The organism is Dawidia cretensis, from assembly GCF_018598175.1.
Lineage (GTDB): Bacteria > Bacteroidota > Bacteroidia > Cytophagales > Cyclobacteriaceae > Ohtaekwangia > Ohtaekwangia cretensis.
The window spans coordinates 72836-96278 of sequence record NZ_JAHESE010000027.1; the positions used below are offsets into that span (position 1 = coordinate 72836).

The 23443-nt window shown below is 49.3% G+C and carries 23 protein-coding genes; 17 read left to right on the top strand and 6 right to left on the bottom strand.

Features of this window, described 5'->3' with window-relative positions:
• Positions 1–16: 16 nt before the first annotated feature.
• Together KK062_RS21895 and KK062_RS21900 are read right to left on the bottom strand one after the other, a co-directional pair.
• Positions 17–304: a hypothetical protein gene (locus KK062_RS21895; protein WP_254086491.1), complete on the bottom strand. Its 288-nt coding sequence runs from the start codon at positions 302–304 to the stop codon at positions 17–19.
• A gap of 70 nt (positions 305–374) precedes the next feature.
• The gene (locus KK062_RS21900) at positions 375–905 is read right to left on the bottom strand and encodes an SRPBCC family protein (protein ID WP_254086492.1); all 531 of its coding nucleotides are present in this window, start codon (positions 903–905) and stop codon (positions 375–377) included.
• Positions 906–1135: 230 nt separating this feature from the next.
• Between KK062_RS21900 and KK062_RS21905 the strand changes: the two genes are divergently transcribed.
• Entirely contained in the window at positions 1136–1597 is a 462-nt protein-coding gene (locus KK062_RS21905) for a DUF4199 domain-containing protein (RefSeq protein ID WP_254086493.1), read from the top strand.
• Positions 1598–1651: 54 nt separating this feature from the next.
• On the opposite strand, the gene KK062_RS21910 is transcribed toward KK062_RS21905, so the two are convergent.
• Positions 1652–2965 carry an alpha-L-fucosidase gene (locus KK062_RS21910; protein ID WP_254086494.1) on the bottom strand — a complete coding sequence of 438 codons (1314 nt, stop codon included), beginning with the start codon at positions 2963–2965 and terminating at the stop codon, positions 1652–1654.
• Between the two features lie 67 nt (positions 2966–3032).
• Here KK062_RS21910 and KK062_RS21915 point away from each other — a divergent pair, with 67 nt between their 5' ends.
• The 3 genes from KK062_RS21915 to KK062_RS21925 are packed head-to-tail and all read left to right on the top strand — an operon-like array spanning position 3033 to position 5578.
• Positions 3033–4328, top strand: coding sequence for an aminopeptidase P family protein (locus KK062_RS21915; protein ID WP_254086495.1), 1296 nt, complete (start codon positions 3033–3035; stop codon positions 4326–4328).
• 11 nt (positions 4329–4339) lie between these two features.
• Positions 4340–5140 carry a DUF4198 domain-containing protein gene (locus tag KK062_RS21920; protein WP_254086496.1) on the top strand — a complete coding sequence of 267 codons (801 nt, stop codon included), beginning with the start codon at positions 4340–4342 and terminating at the stop codon, positions 5138–5140.
• A 21-nt stretch (positions 5141–5161) separates the two neighbouring features.
• The gene (locus tag KK062_RS21925; protein WP_317195803.1) at positions 5162–5578 is read left to right on the top strand and encodes a RidA family protein; all 417 of its coding nucleotides are present in this window, start codon (positions 5162–5164) and stop codon (positions 5576–5578) included.
• On the opposite strand, the gene KK062_RS21930 is transcribed toward KK062_RS21925, so the two are convergent.
• Positions 5567–5965 (bottom strand): hypothetical protein, encoded by a 399-nt coding sequence (locus KK062_RS21930; RefSeq protein ID WP_254086498.1) that lies wholly within the window; start codon positions 5963–5965, stop codon positions 5567–5569. The genes KK062_RS21925 and KK062_RS21930 overlap by 12 nt on opposite strands.
• A 130-nt stretch (positions 5966–6095) precedes the next feature.
• On the opposite strand from KK062_RS21930, the gene KK062_RS21935 reads away from it, so the two are divergent.
• From KK062_RS21935 to KK062_RS21945, 3 genes are all read left to right on the top strand, one after another.
• Positions 6096–6680, top strand: coding sequence for an acyl carrier protein phosphodiesterase (locus tag KK062_RS21935; RefSeq protein WP_254086499.1), 585 nt, complete (start codon positions 6096–6098; stop codon positions 6678–6680).
• 66 nt (positions 6681–6746) lie between these two features.
• Positions 6747–7106: a hypothetical protein gene (locus KK062_RS21940; protein WP_254086500.1), complete on the top strand. Its 360-nt coding sequence runs from the start codon at positions 6747–6749 to the stop codon at positions 7104–7106.
• Between the two features lie 27 nt (positions 7107–7133).
• Positions 7134–10322, top strand: a complete 3189-nt coding sequence (locus KK062_RS21945; protein ID WP_254086501.1) for a sensor histidine kinase — start codon at positions 7134–7136, stop codon at positions 10320–10322.
• On the opposite strand, the gene thiL is transcribed toward KK062_RS21945, so the two are convergent.
• Positions 10307–11344, bottom strand: a complete 1038-nt coding sequence (gene thiL, locus KK062_RS21950; RefSeq protein WP_254086502.1) for a thiamine-phosphate kinase — start codon at positions 11342–11344, stop codon at positions 10307–10309. The two genes, KK062_RS21945 and thiL, sit on opposite strands and share 16 nt — an antisense overlap.
• 132 nt (positions 11345–11476) lie before the next feature.
• On the opposite strand from thiL, the gene KK062_RS21955 reads away from it, so the two are divergent.
• Positions 11477–11638 (top strand): hypothetical protein, encoded by a 162-nt coding sequence (locus tag KK062_RS21955; RefSeq protein ID WP_254086503.1) that lies wholly within the window; start codon positions 11477–11479, stop codon positions 11636–11638.
• Here the strand turns inward: KK062_RS21955 and mce are convergent.
• Positions 11616–12032, bottom strand: coding sequence for a methylmalonyl-CoA epimerase (gene mce / locus KK062_RS21960; RefSeq protein WP_254086504.1), 417 nt, complete (start codon positions 12030–12032; stop codon positions 11616–11618). The two genes, KK062_RS21955 and mce, sit on opposite strands and share 23 nt — an antisense overlap.
• Before the next feature lie 136 nt (positions 12033–12168).
• Here mce and KK062_RS21965 point away from each other — a divergent pair, with 136 nt between their 5' ends.
• The 9 genes from KK062_RS21965 to KK062_RS22005 all read left to right on the top strand — a co-directional run bounded on the left by KK062_RS21965 (position 12169) and on the right by KK062_RS22005 (position 23442).
• Positions 12169–12495, top strand: coding sequence for a HesB/IscA family protein (locus tag KK062_RS21965; RefSeq protein ID WP_254086505.1), 327 nt, complete (start codon positions 12169–12171; stop codon positions 12493–12495).
• A gap of 41 nt (positions 12496–12536) precedes the next feature.
• Positions 12537–13064: a redoxin domain-containing protein gene (locus KK062_RS21970; protein ID WP_254086506.1), complete on the top strand. Its 528-nt coding sequence runs from the start codon at positions 12537–12539 to the stop codon at positions 13062–13064.
• Between the two features lie 142 nt (positions 13065–13206).
• Positions 13207–14991 carry a translation elongation factor 4 gene (lepA, locus tag KK062_RS21975; protein ID WP_254086507.1) on the top strand — a complete coding sequence of 595 codons (1785 nt, stop codon included), beginning with the start codon at positions 13207–13209 and terminating at the stop codon, positions 14989–14991.
• A gap of 15 nt (positions 14992–15006) precedes the next feature.
• Positions 15007–15894 (top strand): bifunctional 5,10-methylenetetrahydrofolate dehydrogenase/5,10-methenyltetrahydrofolate cyclohydrolase, encoded by an 888-nt coding sequence (locus KK062_RS21980; RefSeq protein ID WP_254086508.1) that lies wholly within the window; start codon positions 15007–15009, stop codon positions 15892–15894.
• 85 nt (positions 15895–15979) lie between these two features.
• Positions 15980–16561 (top strand): 7-carboxy-7-deazaguanine synthase QueE, encoded by a 582-nt coding sequence (locus KK062_RS21985; RefSeq protein ID WP_254086525.1) that lies wholly within the window; start codon positions 15980–15982, stop codon positions 16559–16561.
• Positions 16562–16568: 7 nt separating this feature from the next.
• Positions 16569–17543 (top strand): aminodeoxychorismate synthase component I, encoded by a 975-nt coding sequence (locus tag KK062_RS21990; RefSeq protein ID WP_254086509.1) that lies wholly within the window; start codon positions 16569–16571, stop codon positions 17541–17543.
• Positions 17527–18123, top strand: a complete 597-nt coding sequence (locus tag KK062_RS21995) for an aminotransferase class IV (RefSeq protein WP_254086510.1) — start codon at positions 17527–17529, stop codon at positions 18121–18123. The genes KK062_RS21990 and KK062_RS21995 overlap by 17 nt, the downstream gene beginning before the upstream one ends.
• A gap of 8 nt (positions 18124–18131) precedes the next feature.
• Positions 18132–20060 (top strand): OmpA family protein, encoded by a 1929-nt coding sequence (locus tag KK062_RS22000; RefSeq protein WP_254086511.1) that lies wholly within the window; start codon positions 18132–18134, stop codon positions 20058–20060.
• 217 nt (positions 20061–20277) lie between these two features.
• Positions 20278–23442 (top strand): SusC/RagA family TonB-linked outer membrane protein, encoded by a 3165-nt coding sequence (locus tag KK062_RS22005; protein ID WP_254086512.1) that lies wholly within the window; start codon positions 20278–20280, stop codon positions 23440–23442.
• Position 23443: the final 1 nt, after the last annotated feature.

A 23443-nucleotide genomic window follows, 5' to 3' on the forward strand; every position in this document is an offset into this window, starting at 1 on the left:
TTCGTGAGAATAGAAATCAGGATAACAGAGCTTGCACTATATTTTCCCACTCTTCTTGTAGGCCGACCTTTGGTACCGGCTTGCCTGCATGATGATACCAGAAAGAGGCATTTCCAGGATCACCTTCGACACGGTGAAGATAAGCATGTACCCATGAGCCTTCAGCCGTAGGCACATCTTGTGCGAGAGCATGTGCAGCATCCCAATCGTCGTTTCCCGCAAACCAGAGGGCTTGTAACAGCGGCGAGAGAGTAGGTGATGGCGCCGTGTCTTCCAGGGAGGCAGTAAATTCTTCGTAAGTCATGTCGCCAAAGTATTAAAGCCTCGTCAAAAACCAAAGCGCCGTCTCCTGGGGGCCGCCACCGGAACCTGTTCTACTGTACCGGTTTCGCTTCTGCCAGCGCCTTCAGGTGGGTAAGGTTATAATCAAAAGCCTTGTTCATTTCGGGCTTCATGATAATACCAAACCATCGCGAGATCGGATTGGGGCCCAGGTCGCTGGAAAAACCAATCGTCAGCTGCGTGCTGTCACCCTTCGGTGTAAATGTATACCAGCCTTTGGCAACACCATGCTCCATAAAATCAAGATCCGTTTTAATCGACGAACCAGGAATGCTTTCAGTGATCGTTACCTTACCATCACCCGACTTCTTGCCCGTCCAGGAATACCATGCACCCGAGCCCACGCGCTTGTCGCCATAGGTCAGTTGCATATCATCTTTGTATAGATCGTTCCAATAAGACCACCTGCCCCAGCGCTCGAGATCATTGATTTCCTCAAAGATATTTTCCGCAGGCGCTGCGATAGTAATATGGCGGGTTATCTCCATCTTTCCTGGTAACATCAGGCCGACGATAGCCAATAGAACAAGAATGGCTAAAAGTCCGAAAAAGAATTTTTTCATAGTTGTGGAGGGTTAAAGTGACGAAGCAGGAAGATAAGAAATAATCTTTTACGAAAACGTTTGCATTTATAGCAGAATGTCAGGATATTCAGCAGGATATGCGTTGCTAAGTGATTGATTGGTAGTAGTATAAATAGGATCAAAAGAGATTGTCAGAACGTAGTGGGTACCAGTCCTGTGGCACAGTATTTTAAGATTTTCTATCAGAAGAACACGAAACCTAAAGAATTATGAATATCTGGAACAGAAGCACCCGCATTCCTGAGATCTACGGTACAGCGATCGCACTGGGATTGATTGTTTATTTCTTCTTCATGTACGCTGTGGGGCTGATCCATGTCGTCGAGCTTCGACTGCTTAATCTGGTCATCATGCTGGCCGGTGTTTATTACGCGCTGAAACAATTCACCCGTACCCATAATGGACAGCTAAACTACTTCCGCGCCATGGCTATCGGCGTAGGAGCTGCTGCAATAGGCTCTGCCACGTTTGCAGCATTTTTGTTTTTCTACCTCAAGATCGATACAAACCTGATGCAATCCCTCATAAAAAATGAACCGATGGGACCTTATCTGAACGCTTACATAGCTTCATTTATGGTCCTGCTGGAAGGCCTTTTCTCCGGTCTGTTTGTGACGTTCGTACTCCTGAACTGGGTACGCACCGATCAGGTAAACCAGCCGGTTGGCTAGTGAAAAAATATAACTAAAGAAGCCCATGAAACAAGGGCTTCTTTAGTTTATAGACTACTTCATTTGAAGTTCAATAATCGTATCAAACTCCTGCCGCCCGGCAGGAGGTATCTGTAACGTAATGCCGTATTCATTCTCTGCGAACTTGACCGGTGTCGTCGTACCGTAAACTTTGGCGCCCTTAACCTTTTTGCCCCAGGAAGGGATTGTTAGCACATTATCCGCCCAGCGTAGAATATGAACAAAAACCTTATCCCCTTTTTGAGTCGTTACGCCCCAGTCTCTCGCGGTCAAGGGGCCACCGTGCGTACCATAGATGGTCTCTCCATTCTTGGTTAGCCACGCCCCCACCTTTTGCAGGCGTTCAACATGTTCCGGCTGTATTTGCCCGTTCGGCATCGGTCCAATGTTCAGTAGGAAGTTGGCATCATAGCCGGCCGCTTTGACCAGGTACTGAACAAGCTCTTGTACACTTTTGTGGTGGTCGTCTTTTAAATTAAAGCCCCACGAATGGTTGATGGTCTCGCAAGTCTCCTTCGGCAGATCACCAACCTTTTGCTCAGGCGCAAATCCCGTAGTATTGTGGCCGGGCAGATCTTTTTCGAACATCTGGAAATCTTCGCCCGCAAAAGGTGTCACGTGGTGGTTACTGCCGACGAGGGCACCAGGCTGAAGCTTGTGGATCAACGAGTACGTGCGCGTCAACCGCCAATCGGCATCCTTTTTATCCCACATACCGTCAAACCAAATACCACCGATCTCACCATAGCCTGTCAGGAGCTCCGTAAGCTGGGCGTCCATATAGTCGAGGTAAGCATTCCAATTGCCTTGTTCTGGCCGGCCCGTCCAACTGCCGCCGGTGTTGCCCCGGGGAAAATAATCAGGATGATGCCAGTCTAACTGAGAATGATAAAAGAACAGCTTAATGCCCTCACGGCGGCATTCATCTGCGAGCATCTTTAAAACATCCTTGCCATAGGGCGACCGTTTTACAATAGTATAATCCGACACACGGCTGTCCCACATCGCAAACCCGTCGTGGTGTTTACTGGTGATGACAATATACTTCATGCCTGCAGCCTTGGCCAATTGCACCCAACTCTTCGCGTCAAAAGCCGTAGGGTTAAAGAATGCCGGAAGCTTCTCATAATCACGGATGGGAATCTGCTGCTGATTCATAACCCACTCGCCGTCGCCTAGCACGCTATATACGCCCCAGTGAATAAACAGGCCGAACCGCGCCGATTGAAACCATTCCCGGTTTTGCTTGTTGACATCAGAAGGTGTATAAGTTGATTGTGCCATGACGTTTCCCGAAACCCACAACAGGATCAGGAACGACTTTAGAAGGATAGAAATTGGCTTCATAGAGTTTTGGTTTAAATTGCAGCCTAACCACCGTTTAAAACGGTGTTTTGAAAATTAACCATTGAAAATGAGATACAAAAACATACCCAAAGAACTCTTCGAATCGAACCGGGAAAAGCTTCGCAAAGAGCTAAAACCCCACTCCCTGCTGGTGGTCAATGCGAACGACGTGATGCCGACAAACTCCGACGGCACCGTGCGCTTCCGACAAAACAGTGACCTCTTCTACCTCTCAGGCGTCGACCAGGAAGAAACCATTTTGGTAATGTGTCCCGATTTTCCCGACGAACGATATAGAGAAGTCCTCTTCATACGCGAGACCAGCGAGATGATAGCCATTTGGGAAGGACATAAGCTCACCAAACAGGAAGCGCGCGAAAAGACAGGCATTCAAACCGTCGTGTGGGTATCAGAATTTCAAAAGGTATTTAACCTCATGATGCTCATGGGGGATACCGAATATGTATACCTCAATACCAATGATCATTACCGCGCCGACAATCCCGTGGAGACACGCGAGGGGCGTTTTGTGAAATGGTGTATGGAAAAATTTCCGCTTCACAAATACGAACGTCTGGCACCCATCATGCACCGCTTACGGTCGGTAAAATCGCAGCACGAGCTCGACCTGATGCAACGCGCATGCGATATCACGGAAGCCGGCTTCCGCCGCGTCTTGAAGTTTGTAAAGCCTGGTGTAAAAGAATATGAGATCGAAGCCGAATATGTACACGAGTTTCTGTGCAACGGTTCGCGTGGCTTTGCCTATGAGCCCATCATTGCTTCCGGCACGAACTCGTGCGTGCTGCATTACCTGGACAACAACCAGGTCTGCCAGGATGGCGATCTCCTGTTGCTCGATGTAGGCGCAGAATATGCCAACTACAATGCCGACCTAACGCGTACCATACCGGTCAATGGCCGGTTCTCCAAACGCCAGAAAGAAGTGTATAATGCGGTGCTGCGTGTAAAACGTCATGCATACTCGCTGTTGCGTCCCGGCGTAAAATATTACGAGTACCACAAACAAATCCAGCAGTTTACCGAGCAGGAACTGATCGGCTTAAAACTTATAGACAAGACCGACATTAAAAACCAGGACAAAGACAAACCCCTCTTCATGAAATACTTCATGCACGGTACCAGCCACCAGCTTGGCCTGGATGTGCACGATGTCGGCAGCATGTATCATGAAATGAGCGTAGGACAGGTTTGGACAGTAGAGCCCGGTATATATATCCGGGAAGAAGGCCTCGGCGTACGCATTGAAAATAACGTTGTGATCGGCAAAGAAGGCGTGCACGACCTGATGAAGAACATCCCTGAAGAAGTAGAGGAAATAGAACACATCATGAATAGCTAAACGGATCGACCATGCGAAAGCGGATTCTCATGCTGACAATACTTCTCGCGGGCACGTGGGGCGTAGAAGCTGCCACATGGTGGATGTTACCCAGCAACTACTTCTTCGAAGTAGGAGAGACCGCCAGGATCGGCTTCGTACAAGGAGAAGAATTTAAGGCAGAGCCCTGGCCACTGACGCAAGACCAGGTAGTACGCCTCGAACATTATCGCGCGGGGCTTGGCGTCAAAGACCTACGTGCTTCCATACAAAACGACGATCGCGAGCGACTCACCATAAAGTTTGACAGGGCCGGCACACACTTGCTGACCCTGCAAAGTGCAGTGCAATTTAAAGCGTGGGATGCCGCAGAATTCAATACGTTTCTCGAAGAAAACGGATTAGAAGACGTTCTGACAAAGCGTAAGGAAAACGGTACGAGCGATAAGCCCGCCGGTGAGCGCCATGAGGTCTACACCAAACTATTAATACAGGTCGGGAATACATCAGACGATGTGTATAAAAAAGTAGTAGGTTTTCCCCTGGAGATAATACCCGAACGAAATCCATATAGTCTTCAGTCGGGAGATGTCATGCGCTTTAGGATATTGAAGGATGGCAAGCCCATCTTTGGAGCGCGGGTTAAAGTATGGAATCGAAAAGATAACCGCACCACCCTGCAAAATATCTATACCGAGAAAGACGGAACCATGGAAACCCGTCTGAGTAGCGCTGGGCCGTGGATGGTAAGCGTCGTACAAGTAGAACAATCAAAAACAGCAGGCGCTGAATGGGATACATCTTCAGCCAGCCTTGTCTTTGGTATTCGATAGAATCAAAAAACAATGGAAGCTATGCTTTTTTCAGATAAGGCACCCAAGCCCGTCGGCGCATATCCGCACGCAAGGCAGGTCGGCAACTTACTTTTTTTATCCGGCGTAGGCCCGAGAAAGCGCGATGCAAAGGACATTCCCGGTGTTACAGTGGATGCAGAAGGAAAAATTGTACAATACGACATAGAGACGCAGTGTCACGCTGTCTTTGAGAACGTACGCTATATCCTGGAAGCATCCGGAGGCCGCTGGGAGAACCTGGTCGATGTAACGGTCTTCCTCACCAACATGAAAGACGACTTCCAGACCTTTAACAGGATTTACGCCGAATACTTCAAAGAGAATCAACCGTGCCGTACCACGGTGGAGGTAAATGCACTACCCACTCCCATCGCAATCGAGCTCAAATGCATTGCCGTGGTGGGATCAGGACACTAAGTACTTTTTCGTGAGCTCTTTCAAAGCGGCCGTTTCTTCAGCCGACATGGGAGTGGCCTTCACATGCAGCAACAGGTCGAACATCACCTGTTGATCGTATCCTAATGATGCCGCAATCTTGGAGCAAAACATCATCTCCTCCTTGTACATGCGTTCGTCAATTTTCATGAGTTGAACCAAACTGAAGATATAGTTGAACTTCTCGTCGTCCGTAAGATCTTGTGGAACAATCAACTCGTGGTAGGCATCAAAAAGAGGTTCGATCTCATCGGGATAAAAACCGTTGGCCCGGCCAATGTTAATGATGTAAAATTGTTCGCGTTCAGCTACGCGACCGTCGATCTGTGCAAGACTGATCAATAGCTTCATTTGTGCAAGTGGTGCCATAGAGAGAAATCCGGATTGTCGGGCTGGGGCAAAATTAACGACAATAAGCAATTATGTCCAAAAGTCGTCGTCCGAACAGCCATGGAGCATAAAAACGTCATATTTAAGCGAGGAATTGTAATTTACGGACATGAATTTTTTGGCGCACCTCTATTTATCGGGCAACAGCCCGAAGATCATGGCAGGCAACTTTATGGGAGACTTTGTCAAAGGACGCGCCTCGCTTGAAAAGCTCGACCCTGAAATTGTACGAGGTGTGGAGCTGCATCGCGCCATAGACCACTTCACAGACCACCATCCTGTCGTCTCACAAAGCAAAAATCGCCTGCGCCCCACCTACAGGCACTATGCCGGCGTGATCGTAGACGTATTTTATGATCATTACCTGGCGCGACAATGGCCTAAGTATCATAGCATATCGCTGGAAGACTTTGCCGCAAACGTCTACGCCACCATGCACGAGCTTCGACACTTGTTGCCGGAGAGCCTGCAGCAAATGCTGCCCTATATGATTCGCGGCAATTGGCTGGTAGGCTATTCTTACACAGAAGGCATACAGCGCACCCTCATCGGTATGTCCCGGCGAACGACGCACGTCTCCCGCATGGACGAAGCCGTCAACGACCTGCGCAAGTACGATAAAGAATTTGAGCGGGAGTTCGAAGCATTCTTCCCGGACCTGCAACATCACGCCCAGGCATTTTTAGCACGTTAGAATAGTGCAAGACATTGTTTTTCAGCGAATGAAATAGTTTTTTTACCGTGACTTTTATTATGAACTATGCAGAACGATCCTGAACTGAACGGAAAATACCTGGGCACCATCTCACAGGATTTTGTTAAAGTAGCAGATGCGTTGAAAGAAGCATCCTACCAGATCCGTAAGGCGGGCTTCGACTATCCTGTTTTTGTGCTGTGCAAAGATGTACAACCCATCGGACAATTATTGTTCGATCAGCGCCAGCAAAGCACAGCGTGGAACTACTTTGCATCCTTTCTGGATGAATTTTTGCAACGAGGATTGGTCGCAGATCGCGAAGACTTTGAAAAAGCATACAAAGACCCCGATGAATTTTGCTGCCTGTTCGTAGTGGACGAACAGTTTACGAACTTTTTATTTATTCCCTATCCCGAGGACTAATACATGCAGCATACCGGAAATTTAGTTATGCGTAAAACGCTTCACAGTCGACTTCCGGTATGGGTATTGTTTCTATTTTCCCTCCCCGGCATAGCCCAGATTATGCCCGACGACGTTCCCTTCGAACATGTATCCGTTCCGGGCAGCATTCGCTCTTCTTACGCCGTGGACATACTGCAGGATCCGGGAGGACTATTGTGGTTTGGAACGGCCAGCGGCCTGTTCCGCTTTGATGGCTACAACTTTACCGCCTTTGACTACGTCGAGCCCGACTCCGTACATATGGCCAGCCGACAGATAACGTCGCTCCTGTGGGACGAGCAGGGCAAGCGCCTGTTGGTTGGAACCCGGCAGCATGGCTTGCTGATGTACTCAAACGTACGCGACAGACTGGTAACACTTGTCCGCTCAAAAGAAGCCGAGCTCAACGAGCTGGCGCAAACACGTGACGGTGTGATTTGGGCAGCCTCCGGTACCGCCGGCCTGTACCGTGTGGCAAACGATACCCTGATATATTGTGATACCCACGATTCCGATCCCGGGGTATCGGCCTTGTTAGCCCACGAAAACAAGATTTTCGCGGGAGGCAAACATCACGTCACCGTCATGGAAAACGGAGTGTTCCAATACGCCATTCCCTTGCAGAAGGATGGATACACGTTTGCATCCAAGACACGCGTCACAGCCCTCATGATCGACCACCGCAACCAGCTGTGGGCGGGTACAGACCTGGAAGGGGTAGTGGTGATCGATCTGGCTACACGCAAAATTGTAGAACATTTCTCCGCCAACGAAGAACCCTTCACCGGCCGCATTAATAGTTTCATGCAGGATGACCAAAAGCTGATCTGGATCCTGACAAAAACATCCGGAACCGTATTATACAATCCCGATACCCAAAAAATGGTGCAATTGATGCGGGATCCAACAAACCAATACTCCATCAGCGGAAACAATTGCGCATCCATTTTTCAAGACCGGTCCGGCATCATTTGGATCGGCTCGAATGGCGACTTGAACAAATACGATCGGGATAAACGTAAATTCATGCACTATGAATTTAATCCGCATAATCCACATTCGCTTAGCGACAATATTATCCGTGGCATATATGTAGATCCAAACGATCGCATCTGGACGGCGAGCGAAGGCGGCTATATCAACATCGTCGATCAGGCAACACATAAGGCTCAACGCATAAAAATCACAATACCGGGTTTTGATGATATCGTGATACCCTATGCCTTTGCGCCCAAAAGCAAAACGGAAATGTTCGTGGGGTCGTCCGCGGGAATGCTCTTGTTTAATACCCGGTCTCAACAGATATCCGCGTATAACCCCCTGGCGCAATACACCGACGGGAAACGCGTACGGCAGCTATTGCGCATCGGGCAGAAGCTATATGCGCTAGTAGCCGGCAATGTGTTGGTCTACGATTTGCAAACGGGTGACGTCGAAGAATGGAAAGACTTCGGTGGCCGAGCAACCTTTTTGTATGAAGACAACGAAGGTCGTATCTGGATCAGCACACCGGACTACCTGTGGCACCGTGACAAAGGTACCGGCGTCCTGACGCGACAGCAGTTTTCTGCGGATACAGTAAAACAAATGCCATTGCTCATCCAACAGGTGGGGCATTCATTGATCGTAACGGTATACGAAGCCGGTATGTATATACTGGACGTAGGCGCCGATGGCAAGTTCACGGTGAGAAAACACTTTACGACAAGAAACGGCTTGCCCGATAATACGGTGTACGCCGCTCTGGAAGATAAAAGTGGCAACCTCTGGCTAAGCTCCAATCAGGGTATCGTTCGCTATGGACACAGCGACAGCACGTTCACCAGCTTCGATACATCCGAGGGAGTACAGGATGAGGAGTTTAATCGCCTGGCATTTGCCCGCACCAACAGCGGAAAATTAATCTTCGGCGGAATCAACGGGCTAAACGTATTTGATCCCGAACGCTTTTCCATTAAAAGGCATACTGTCACCCCTGTTCTTTTTGGCCTAACGACCTACACAGCCGAGTCCGCATCAAACACACGCGACTACTATACGCTCTTCGATCGGAAAGATTTAAAACTGAAACACATCCAGAATTTTTTCACCATCACCTTCGGTACGGCCGATTTTCATACCCCCGTTCGTCACACATACCAGTATAAATTAGAACACATCGACAAAAACTGGATCGACGCCGGGCAGCATAATTTTGCTAATTACACAGAATTAGAACCGGGCGAATATATATTCCGTGTCAAAGTCACCGGTACCGGCGGGACAGATACGGAAGCATCTGTTAAAATCTATATCATTCCACCCTTCTATAAGACATGGTGGTTTAACGTGCTGGCCTTCGTGGCCGCCGGTGTAATTGTGCTCGGCGTGATACAAGGTCGTGTGCAGCAAGACAAACTGGATCGGCATCGCCTGGAAGGCCTGTTGACCATGCGTACCGGAGAGATTGAACGCTCGCGTGAAGAGCTGAAAGCCCTGAACCAGAAAAAAGACCTCATCTTCTCTATCCTCTCGCACGATCTGCGGTCGCCTTTGACAACGTTAAAAGGCTTCTTGGGAATTCTCATTGAAGATGTCGGCGTACTGTCTCGGGAGGATATAAAAAAATATGCATTGACAATTCGCAATTCGGTCACCAACTCACTCGACCTCATCGATAACACCCTTTTCTGGTCGCTTTCTCAGATGGGCAATATCACCTACAATCCCTCCCGTGTACCGGTAAACACGATTGTAGAAAAGATCATGGGGCTGTATCAACTGACCGTACAAAAAAAGAAGATCGAGCTCACCTATAAAGCCGATGAAGCATTGGTCGTATATGCTGACGAAAATATGTTTTACGTCACCCTGCGGAACCTGGTGTCCAACGCCATAAAGTATACTCCTGAAGGCAAGGCCATTCGGGTAACCTGTATACGCAAAGGAAACATGGCCGAAGTCGTGGTCCACGACGAGGGTGTTGGCATGAGCGCCGAATACCTCAGCAAAGTGTTATCGATGAAACAACCGATCCTGAAAAAAGGAACACTCAACGAAAAAGGTACTGGTCTCGGATTGTTGTTATGCAAGGAGTTCATCGCCTTGAATAACGGCACCTTTGATGTCTTCAGCGAAGAAGGCATAGGCACCACCATCCGGGCAGCGTTTCCGCTCGCCGGAGAAAACGCTCCGCAAAGTCAAGATGCAAAGTGATTCCATCCCTGCGCTTGCAGCGGTACGATGGTGCCTTGCTTGCTGATCATCAAATGCTGATTGGCCTTGTCGTGCACATAACCAATCATATGAATGTCCGGATGGTTTTTGATCTTCTCTTGATCCGCCTGCGAGATCGTAAACAACAGCTCGTAATCTTCACCGCCGTTCAATGCACACGTGATAGGATCTAGATTGAACTCGACTGCCGTATTAAAGGTGACCTGATCAATGGGAATTTTGTCTTCAAAGATTCGAACGCCTACACCGGAGTTTTTACCAATATGGAAAAGCTCAGAAGCCAATCCGTCCGAAACGTCGATCATCGAAGTCGGGAGGACACCTGCTTCTGCCAAATCAGAAACAACATCGGTGCGCGCTTCGGGTTTAAGTTGACGACCAACGATATATTCAAACGAATCCAATGCCGGCTGCATATTGGGATCCGCCAGAAACACTTGCTTCTCGCGCTCAAGGACTTGAAGGCCGATAAACGCGCCGCCCAGGTCGCCCGTTACGCAGATGATATCATTGGGCTTTGCGCCACTGCGATATACTACCCTATCTTTCTTCACACGACCGGTCACCGAAATGGAAATGACCAATCCTGACGGAGAAGCAGTAGTGTCGCCGCCGATGAGATCAACACCATAATTTTCACACGCCGCATGAATACCCTTATACAAGGCGTCGACAGCTTCCACTGAAAAACGGTTTGTCAGCGCAAGACTCACCGTAATCTGCTCTGCCTTACCATTCATAGCGGCAATGTCCGATACGTTGACCGCCACAGCCTTATATCCCAGGTGGATCAACGGCATATACGCTAGGTCAAAGTGAATACCTTCCACCAACATGTCGGTGGACAATAACAGGTAATCATCCTGCCCAGCCGACAGCACGGCAGCATCGTCACCAATGCCCTTAATAGAAGAAGTGTTCTTTAGGGAAAAACCCCGACTGATGTGGTCGATCAGCCCGAACTCTCCAAGCTGGCTGATTTCTGATCTGGTCTCGCTCATAAAATAAAATAAGGCAGATGCTGCTTCACCGGGAGAACAGCCCTTTCATCCTGCAAAAGTAAGATTATGCTCGAATATGAGCGATTTACTTCCTAATATCGTAGTAACTATGCCCCTGAAAAGGAGACTACGATGAAGAAGATGATCGCGATGTTGGTTGTAATAGCAGTGGTTATTGGCGCCTGCGGCTCGTCAAAACCCTATTACAAGACAAAAAAAGGGAAGAAGAAACAGAAGTATTATAACGACATCCAGTTTGGCGGAAAAAGCGCTAGTCAGATGAAGCGTCCCTAATCTCCTGGCAAAGCTCCACCAGCACCCCCTGCGTCGTTTTAGGATGCAAAAAGCAGATACGCTTGTTGTCGGCTCCATTTTTAGGTTGCGGATTGATCGGCTCAAACCCCTTCGCCTGGTAAACTTTTATGCTTTTTTCCAGGTCGGCTACTTCAAAGGCCAGGTGATGGATGCCTTCACCACGCTTTTCAATGAACCGGGCAATAGGCGAATCTGGCCGCGTAGCCTCCAGCAGCTCAATTTTCACCCCACTCACGTCAAAAAAAGCCGTGCGTACGCCTTCGGAGGCCACTTCTTCCACCTTGTAATGCGGCTTTCCCAAAAGAGCAGCAAAAAGCGTATTAGCCAGCTGCATGTCCTTTACCGCAATACCGATGTGCTCAAGTTTTTCCATAATGTGTTAGCTTTGTATTCAAAGATGAGCCTTTTGCCAGAATTAAACAGCGCAAAAGCTTCTAGTGAAGGCAAGAAGGGAACATTAATGGCCTGCGGGCAGTTATAATACAACAAAGACAAAGTTCATTCCTACAATGATACAGGTAACGGATAAAGCAAAAGAAAGGATTGCCGCTTTGCGCGTCGAAGAAGGCAGAACAGAAGAACATAACATTCGTGTTTCCGTAAAGGGCGGCGGGTGCTCGGGACTGATGTATGACCTCGGATTCGATAACGAGATCAATCCTGCTGACCAGGTTTTCGAAGACAAGGGCGTGAAAATTCTCGTCGATAAAAAAAGCCTGCTGTACCTCTTAGGCACCGTGCTGGATTTTACAGACGGCTTAAATGGAAAAGGCTTTCAATTCATCAATCCCAATGCCACCCGTACGTGTGGTTGCGGTGAAAGCTTCTCGGTTTGACCCACTATCGGCGCAACCGACTCGCACAATATTTTCCGCACATGGCACTCCTCTGTTGGGTGACCATGATCAGTTGGCATACAACCGCACAGCAAAAAACTTTACGGGATACCCATACACAAGGCCTTACTGACAGCCTCACGGTATGGGTATTTCTGGCAGTGGACTGTCCCATCAGCCAAAAGTACATAAGCGAGCTCCGCCGCATGGATAGCGTCTACACCGCGCATAAGCTCCGCGTACGGGGTATCGTACCGGGAAAGATTAATCCAAACGAAGTAAAAACATTCGTGGACGAGTATGCCATTAAATTTCCAGTATCGATCGACCGCGATTTCACGGACGTGCGACGGTTCCACGCCACCATTACGCCCGAAGCCATTCTCGTAGATCGCCAGGGCCAAATCCTCTATCAGGGGGCTATCGACAACTGGTTTTTTGATCTCGGCAAATATCGCCAGCGAGTAACAGAACATTACCTGCAGGATGCCATCGACGCTGCCCTGCAGGGCAAAACACCCACTGTTCGAAAAACAGAGGCGGTTGGCTGCATTATTCAAACGCCATAGACGAAAGCGGGAATACCGCGAAGACAACGAAAATCGCCATGGATAAGGCTCTAAAGACCGCTTTGGGCCGGCAAATTCCCGGAGGTTAATCCAGTAATAATTCCTACTTTTGCATTCCTAAATTTTTGAGGAACAGACGGGTATGGAAAACATCCGCAATTTTTGCATAATTGCCCACATCGACCACGGTAAAAGCACGCTGGCGGACAGGCTCCTGGAATTCACGGGAACCCTCAATGAACGGCAAATGGAAGCACAGGTCCTCGACAACATGGACCTGGAGAAAGAAAAAGGCATCACCATCAAGTCACACGCCATCCAGATGAAATACAAACTGGATGGTCAGGAATACATTCTCAACCTCATCGACACCCCCGGCCACGTCGACTTCTCCTACGAAGTGTCGCGTTCAATCGCCGCCTGCGAAGGAGCGCTTCTCATCGTAGACGCCAGCCAGGGCATCGAAGCGCAAACCATCTCCAACCTCTACCTGGCATTGGAGCACGACCTGGAAATTATTCCGGTCATGAACAAGATCGACCTCCCACACGCCATGCCCGAAGAAGTGACCGACGAGATTGTTGAGCTTATTGGCTGCAAACGTGAAGATGTCATCCGCGCCAGCGCAAAAGAAGGTAAAGGGATTGAAGAAATTCTCCAGGCAGTAGTACGCCGCATCAAGGCGCCGAAGGGTGATCCAAAGGCACCACTCCAGGCGATGATTTTTGACTCCGTGTTCAATTCCTTTCGCGGTATCGAAATCTATATGCGCGTAGTGAATGGAACCATTCGCAAAGGCGATAAGATCACGTTTGTAAACACCGGTCAGGAATACTTTGCGGAAGAAATCGGTGTATTAAAACTGGATAAGCAACCCCGCAGTGAGATCAGCGCAGGCAACGTGGCCTATCTGATTTCGGGTATCAAGGTTGCCAGTGAAGTGCACGTCGGTGATACCATTACACACCCTGATCGACGCGGTGAATCGCTAAAAGGTTTTGAAGAAGTGAAACCCATGGTGTTTGCCGGAATCTACCCGGTAGACACCACCGAGTTTGAAGAGCTCCGTGCATCCATGGAGAAACTTAAACTCAACGATGCATCGCTGGTGTGGGAATTAGAAACCTCCGCGGCCCTCGGCTTCGGCTTCCGTTGCGGCTTCCTCGGCATGCTGCACATGGAGATTATCCAGGAACGATTGGAGCGGGAATTCAACATGACGGTGATCACCACCGTACCCTCGGTGGAATTCAAAGCCTTCCTGACAGATGGCGAGGAGCTAAGCGTCAACGCGCCATCGGAAATGCCGGACCCGACCCGAATAAACTATCTCGAAGAGCCATACATCAAAGCACAGATCATTTCCAAATCCGAATACATTGGACCGATCATTAGCCTTTGTATGGATAAGCGTGGCGTCATCAAAAACCAAAACTACCTCACGACCGACCGCGTTGAGATGTCGTTTGAGATGCCACTGTCCGAAATAGTATTTGATTTCTTCGATAAGCTGAAATCAATTTCCCGTGGATATGCGTCCCTGGACTATCAGCTCATTGGCTTTCGCGAGTCAGACATGGTGAAGCTCGACGTGATGCTCAACGGCGAAAAGGTCGATGCACTTAGTGCGATTGTACATCGCGGCAAATCCCACGAATGGGGCCGCAAGCTCTGCGAAAAACTCCGCGAGCTGATTCCGCGCCAGATGTTCGACATCGCCATCCAGGCTGCCATTGGTCAGAAGATCGTTGCCCGCGAAAACCTGAGCGCTATCCGCAAAAACGTACTCGCCAAATGTTACGGTGGTGATATCTCCCGTAAACGTAAACTGTTGGACAAGCAGAAGAAAGGTAAAAAACGCATGCGCCAGATCGGCTCTGTAGAAGTGCCACAGGAAGCATTTATGGCGATCCTGAAAATTGAATAATATTTTAAGCAGGGAATGACAGAAGCAATGACGTATACATTGATCGACGGTAGAAAAGTATCGACCGATATCAAGAATGAGATCTCACAAAAAGTAGCCGAGCGAAAAGCCCTGGGCCGGAAGATTCCCCACCTGGCCATCATTCTCGTCGGCGACGACGGCGCCAGCCAGACCTACGTAGACAACAAAGTGAAGTCTTGCAAGTCGGTGGGATTCCATTATACCATGATGCGATTTGCCGACACCATCTCGGAAGAGAAATTGCTCAAACACATCGATCACGTCAACAACGACGACGACGTTGACGGCTTCATAGTACAGCTGCCCCTGCCACCGCATATTTCCGTAGAGAAAATTACCGAAAAGATTCGCTCCGATAAAGACGTGGATGGATTTACCAACCACAACTTCGGTAGCATCATCTCGAAAAATCCACTGCTGATGCCGGCCACACCCTTCGGTGTTATGGAATTGCTGCGTCGCTATAACATCGATACAGAAGGTAAACATGCTGTAGTAGTAGGCGCCAGCCGCATTGCCGGCGCACCACTGAGCATGATGCTCGCCGAACAAGGCCGTGCCACGGTAACCATTTGCCACAAGTTCACAAAAGACCTGGGTAGCTATACCCGTTCGGCCGATATTCTGCTCGTCGCCGTAGGCAAGCCCGGACTGATCACGGCCGATATGGTAAAAGAAGGCGCTGTTGTCATTGACATCGGGACCACCCGTGTAGAAGGTCCCCAATATCCGAAGGGATGGGCCATTCAGGGTGATGTAGACTTCAAAGCAGTAGCCCCCAAAACATCCTATATTACGCCGACACCAGGTGGGGTAGGACCCATGACCATTGCTTCGTTGCTGCTCAATACCCTGCGGGCTACTGAACTGCAACACCCCTAAAGTTGTTTAGACGCACAAGGGCCTGTACAGCCCATGAGACAACGTGAAAACTGCACAAGCTATAGCGCCGCCGTCACTTCCTCTGATGGAAGATTTTTATACCATTCAGGGAGAAGGGCACTATCAGGGCCATGCGGCCTATTTCATCCGCCTGGGCGGATGTGATGTAGGATGTGTGTGGTGTGACGTAAAGGAATCGTGGGATGCCAGCCTGCACCCGTCCGTTGCAATAACGGAGATGGTAGACCGCGCCACGGCAGCAGGAGGGAAGATCGTCGTGATAACCGGTGGCGAGCCAGCCATGCACGACCTCGCACCCCTCACCGCAGCATTGCAACAAGCTGGCCTGCGTACCCACATCGAAACGTCGGGTGTATATCCGCTTACCGGCACCTGGAACTGGGTATGTTTCTCACCCAAAAAATTTAAGAATCCACACGAGTCAATCTTTGAGAAAGCAGATGAATTGAAGATCGTGGTATACAACAAAAGCGACTTTGCCTGGGCCGAAGAGCTTGCAAAAAACGTAGGCTCGTCGTGTCAGCTCTTTTTGCAACCCGAATGGTCAAAGGAAAAAGAAATGCTGCCGTTGATTATTGACTACGTCAAGGCCAACCCGCAATGGCAGGTATCGCTTCAGGTACACAAATACATGAATATACCGTAAGACACGCATGACCATTACCGACTTTGTCGATACAATGAATGCATGGGGGCAACAAAAGGTCCCCTTTTTATTTGTGATCGACTTTGAAATGGAAAAGCCTTTCATTGCCCGGCTGGCAGATCTGCCGGAATCGGAAATATGGTTTGATATTAATGGTTATACTAACACTTCCAGCGCAGGATACGCCGGCACACCCATTGAGCCTTTACGCGTAACACCGCACGACCGCGAGGAGTACATCCGAAAATTCGCACACGTATTTGAAAGGCTGGGATATGGCGATTCGTTTTTGACAAACCTCACGGTTAAGACCCACGTAACGTCCAACAATTCCCTTCAGACGTTATTTCACGCCAGTCGCGCCCGGTATAAATTATTATTCCGAAACGAGTTCCTGGTTTTCTCACCCGAGATCTTCGTACAGATACGCGACGGCAAAATATACTCCTATCCCATGAAGGGCACCATCGACGCCGCGGTGCCGAACGCAGCCCAACGAATCCTCGACGATGAAAAGGAACGGGCCGAGCACACGACAATAGTCGATCTGATCCGCAATGACCTGAGCCAGGTGGCCACACGCGTAACCGTAAACCGATTCCGCTACCTCGACGAGATCCGTACAAGCCACAAGAATCTGTTACAGGTAAGCTCCGAGATCATCGGCGAGCTACCCGGTGACTACCGGTCGCGACTGGGGAGTATCCTCGTCACGCTGTTGCCGGCAGGATCCGTGAGCGGCGCACCCAAAGTGAAGACGTTGGAAATCATTCGTCAGGCAGAAGGAGAGAAACGTGGTTATTATACAGGAATATTTGGTTATTTTAATGGACAGCAACTGGACAGTGGTGTCATGATCCGCTTCCTCGAAAACCAGGACGGAACATACTACTACCGAAGCGGTGGTGGTATTACCACCCAAAGCCAGGTTGACGCAGAATACCAGGAAACAATCGACAAAGTCTATGTCCCTCTTACTTGAAACGATTAAGCTACTCGACGGCAACTTCCTGAACCTCTCCCGCCACGAACAACGCATGAACCGTGCGCTGAAAACACTGTGTGGTGCCGAGGACCACGTGGAGCTGGAGCCTATGCTGAACACCCTGGCACGTCCCGGGCAAGGGTTATATAAATGCAGAATTGTATACGACGACGTCAGCCGCGAAATTGAATTTGTTCCGTATACTTATCGCCCGGTACAAAGCCTGCGCGTAGTGGAGCACGATCGTATAAACTACGAATTTAAATATACCAACCGTAAACTGTTAGATCAGTTGTTTGCCTTGCGCAAAGATTGTGACGATATCCTGATTGTGAAGCGTGGCTATGTAACCGATTCATCCTACGCGAACGTAGCGTTCCGGCGCAAAAATCAATGGGTAACGCCCTGGTCTGCATTGCTCAAGGGTACACAACGACAAAAACTCATTGAGCAAAACATTCTACAAGAGGAAGATATACGCGTGGAGGACATTCGGTCGTTTGATGCCTGCAAGCTCATCAATGCCATGCTGGAATTTGATGCGCCTGAAATTGACGTATCCAACATAGTTTTTTAGCTTTAAGCATGCGTAGACTTCTGTTCCTGCTCTTACTCGTATTGTTGTCCACCAGTTATGTATCCGCACAGGTTCAGCTGAGCACCAAATCAAAGAGAGCCATCGACTTGTATACACAGGCCGACAACTTTCGCGTACGCCGTCAGTTCAATACCGCCATCGACATGTTGCGGCAAGCCATTGAAAAAGACGAGGAATTTGTAGAAGCCTACTATCGCCTGGGCCTGGTCTATGCCGACATGAAAAATCCCACCGAGGCAATCCGCTATTACGAACAGGGACTATCACATACAACCGATGTCAACAAACAAAAGGTATTCTGGTTTGACCTTGGCGAAGCATACTTCGCCTCTGGTAACTATGAAAAATCCGCAGCGATGCTGAACCAGTATCTTAAAAAGGAAACCCAGAACAGATCTCGTTTGGGCCGGGCAGCCCACTTGCTAAAAAGTGCAGAGTTTGCGCTACAGAATCAAAAAGAAGTAGCTCCGTACAAACAAAAAGCTTTAAGCGACACCGTAAACTGTTTCGCCATGCAGTACTTCCCCGTGCTGACAGCGGACCAGCAGCAACTGATCTTCACCCGGCGCGTAACCAACGATCCGAATGCCGACGAAGACCTGGTGGTATCAAAAAAAGACGCGCAGGGCCGGTGGACTACGCCCCAGGCTATATCCAAAAATATTAATACCCAGTTAAACGAAGGCACCAGTACAATTTCCGCCGACGGCCGCAAGCTGATCTTTACTGCGTGTGTGGGCCGTCCCGACATCATCGGCAGTTGCGACCTGTACGAAAGCCGCAAGATCGGCAACGACTGGACTAAGCCCGTCAACCTGGGGGCTAGCGTAAACAGCACGGCGTGGGAGTCACAACCATCCCTCTCGGCCGATGGCCGTACATTATATTTTGTCTCCGATCGCCGCGCAGGCATGGGGCGCCGCGACATTTGGATGTCCACGCTCGACGACCTCGACCGTTGGACCAGAGCCGTGAACGTCGGCAAGCCCGTGAACTCAGCCTTTGACGAGATCTCACCCTTCATCCACGCAAACAACCAAACGCTATATTATGCCTCCAACGGTCTGCCGGGTTTTGGTGGTTATGACGTTTTCTTTGTAGAGAAGGACTCCACGGGTTGGACTAGCCCCGTGAATATTGGTGCCCCCATAAACACGCATGAAGACCAGTTCTCATTATTCGTTACCGCCGACGGTAAGAAAGGATACTACTCACACGAGGAAACCACCGGCCCAGGCACCTCCCGTAGCCGAATCTTTGAGCTGGAATTTCCCGAGGGCACGCGCCTGAACAAAAAGAGCAATTACGTACGAGGCATCGTGCGCGACAAGCAAAGCCGGCAGCCTCTGGGCGCTCGGGTGGAGCTGGTAAACCTGTCGAGCAACCAGGTAGTAGCCCTGGTAACATCAGACTCCATTTCCGGCGAATATCTAATGGTGCTGCCGGAAGGAGCCGATTATGCACTTTATGTTAACAAAACGACGTATCTGTTTAAAAGCTTACACTTTAATTACGCGGGACCGGTGGAGTTGCGACCGGTAGAGATCGATGTAGACCTGGAAAAGGCGGCAATAGGCTCTGGCGTCGTCTTAAACAACATTTTCTTTGATGTAGACCGGTACGAGCTTAAGCAACAGTCTATTCCTGAGCTCGAAAAGATCTTGCGGTTCCTGAACGACAACCCGACCCTGAAAATTGAAATAAGCGGCCATACCGATAACTCTGGCGCCGCCGCCCACAACCGCCAGCTTTCCGAAAAACGGGCCCTGTCCGTATACAGTTACCTTATATCGAAAGGAATCGCCAAAACCCGGCTCATTCCAAAAGGGTATGGTCCCGACAAACCCATTGCCTCCAACGACTCCGAAAACGGCCGCCAGCTGAACCGCCGGATCGAATTTACTATTGTTCGGTAGCCGGGGATTCTACCCCATTTTCAAACAAACGATTTAAAGGTGTTTAAACGCCGTTTTTTGGCTAACACATACTAGCACAAACGTTTCCTATAACCTTTTTTGGGGGATTTTTTTCGGCATTACCTACTAAATTTTGAGGGAGTACCCTTTTATGGGTTATTATTTTGTTATAAGTTTGAAGTGCATATTTAATTTTCATTAACCTAAACTTAGCAGTATGAAGAGAATTCTACTCGTATGCTTAACAGCGATGTTTGCACTCGCCAGCAGCGCTGTATGGGCACAGGAGCGAACGGTCACAGGCCGTATCACCTCCGCCGAAGATGGTAGCCCGCTACCAGGTGTTAACGTTGTCTTGAAGGGCACCACCAATGGTACCGTTACAGACGTCTCAGGTGCTTACACCTTGAAGGTCCCCGCAGAAGGGGGAGTACTCATTTTTACGTTCATCGGCCTGACCTCACAAGAAATGGAGATTGGCAACCGTGCGAGCGTAGATGTAGCAATGACACAAGACACCCAACAACTCTCCGAAGTTGTGGTAACTGCCCTCGGCGAACAAGCCAGCAAAAAATCAATAGGCTACGCCGTACAGGACATCAAATCTGACGAACTGTTAAAAGCACGCGAAGCCAATGTGGTAAATTCACTCTCCGGTAAAATCGCCGGTGTACAGATCACAAATTCTTCTGGTTCTGTAGGTGCTTCTTCCCGTATCGTGATTCGCGGTTCAAACTCATTTGGGAACAACCAGCCCCTGTTCGTAGTAGACGGTGTACCGATCAGCAACGAAGGCTTCGGCTCAATCGGTCCCTCGACAACGGTAGGAACAGGCACAGGTACTGGTACTGACGGTGTAAACCGCGGTAACGCCGCCGCTGACTTGAACCCTGACGACATCGAATCGATCACGGTACTGAAAGGCCCGAACGCAGCTGCCCTTTACGGTTCGCGTGGTGCCAACGGTGTTATCATTGTAAAAACGAAGTCTGGTAAAAGAGGTGCAGGCCTGGGCATTCAGGTAAACTCCTCTGTTACCTTCGACAAGCCGTTCCGCTTGCCCGACTATCAAAATTCATATGGACAAGGCTCTGGTGGGATCTTCTCATTCGAAGACGGTGCTGGTGGTGGTCTCAACGATGGTACTGACGAAAGCTGGGGTCCGCGTCTCGACGTAGGCACTTCCCTGCCGCAATTCAACTCACCGGTAGTAGACGGTGTTAGACAGCCTACTCCCTGGGTTTCTCATCCCGACAACATTAAAGATTTCTTCGAAACTGGTAAGACCGTAGTAAACAGCGTGTCTATCAGCGGCGGTGGTGATAAAGGTGCCGTACGTCTTTCGTATACGCGCCAAAGCCAAGACGGTATGATTCCCAATACCGACCAAGACAAGAACACTGTGGCGATTAACGCTAACCTGAGCGTGACAGAGAAGTTCAACATCTCTGCGTCTGCCAACTTTGTAAACACACACAGCGATAACCTGCCGGGTTATGGTTACAGTGGTCAAAACGTAATGCAGCAGTTCGTATGGTTCGGTCGCCAGGTAGACATCGCCGAACTGAAAAACTACCAGAACGCTGCCGGTGAGAAATACAGCTGGAACTACAACTATCACAACAACCCGTACTTCACGTTGAACGAAAACCTGAACGGGATGGACAGAAATCGTGTCTATGGTAACGTTAAAGCGCAATATCGCTTTAATGACTGGCTGAGCGTGTTCGTAAGAACAGGTACTGATTACTATTCATACCTGAACACCGGCCGTATCGCGGCGGGCGACATAGACAATCCGCAAGGTGAGTACTCGGAGACGTCTAACACATTCTCAGAAGTAAACTCCGACTTCCTCCTCTCGTTCAACAAATCGTTGAGCGATGATATAGTTCTTTCACTGAATGCTGGTGGGAACAGAATGACACAACGTAAGCATCAGATAACAGGCAATGCCGACGAGTTGGCGGTACCAGGTATCTACACGCTGGGCAACTCAAAGGTAGCGCTCAGAACATCAAGCTACGAAAACACGAAGCGCATCAACAGCTTGTACTTCTCAGGCCAGATCGGTTTCCGTGATGCCCTCTTCCTGGATTTCAGCGGTCGTAACGACTGGTCGAGCACATTGCCTGATGGCAATAACTCCTATTTCTATCCCGCGGCTAACGTAAGCGTCGTAATCTCTGAACTGGCCGGTCTGCAGTCAAATGTACTGACATCGTTGAAAGTGCGCGGTGGTTTTGCTCAGGTAGGTTCTGATACCGATCCGTTCAGACTGTTGAACTACGTGACGTTCGGAGATAGCTGGAACGCAGGTACAAAACTCCCGAATTTGTTCGTAGACAATACCCTGTCTAACCCCGATCTGGAGCCTCAGCGCACAAACTCACTTGAATTTGGTGTTGACGCATCGTTGTTTAACAACAAAGTCAGAGCAGAACTGACGTATTACAACCAGAAGACCACGAAACAGCTCATCGCGGTTCCGGTATCCAGCTCTTCCGGTTATTTGGAGAAATACATCAACGCCGGTGAGATTTCTAACAAAGGCGTAGAACTTACCTTAGGTGTTACGCCGCTGTCAACAGCAAGCGGTTTCCAGTGGGACTTCACCGTGAACTTTGCAAAGAACGTAAACCAGGTAGTAGAGTTGTATCCGGGTGTTGAACAATATGTACTCGGTACATACTGGAGCATGCAGGTAGCAGCGGTTCCCGGCCAGCGATTCGGTACACTGTATGGCTATGGCTTCGAGCGCGATCCACAGGGACGCATCATTCACGAAAGCGGTCTTCCTGTAACGTCTACTACACCGAAAGCACTGGGTAACTATACGCCGGATTGGACAGGTGGTTTCAACAACCAATTCAGCTACAAGGGTATTTTGCTTTCGTTCCTGATCGACGTGAAAAGAGGCGGCGACGTCTACAGCATGACGACTGCATGGGGCCGTTACGCAGGTATCCTGGAAGAAACGCTGAAAGGACGTGAAGCAGGTATCGTAGGCGATGGTGTGATGAATGTAGGTAGTGCGGAAACTCCGGAGTACGTGACGAACAACATCGTCGTAACAGCAGAAGACTATAATAAAGCGGCGTTTTCAAACACGATCACCGAATCCTCTATATTCGATGCCAGCTATGTAAAACTGCGTGAAGTTCGCCTGGGATATACCGTGCCGAACAGCCTGTTAGGCAAACTGCCGATCAGAGACGTAACGTTTGCTGTTACCGGCCGCAACCTAGCATTGCTCTATAGCAAAATCCCGCACGTTGATCCTGAAACTTCATTCAGCAATACAAACGTGCAAGGTCTTGAATTTGGTCAGTCTCCTTCTGCCAGAAGCATCGGCTTTAACATCGGCTTTAAATTGCAATAAG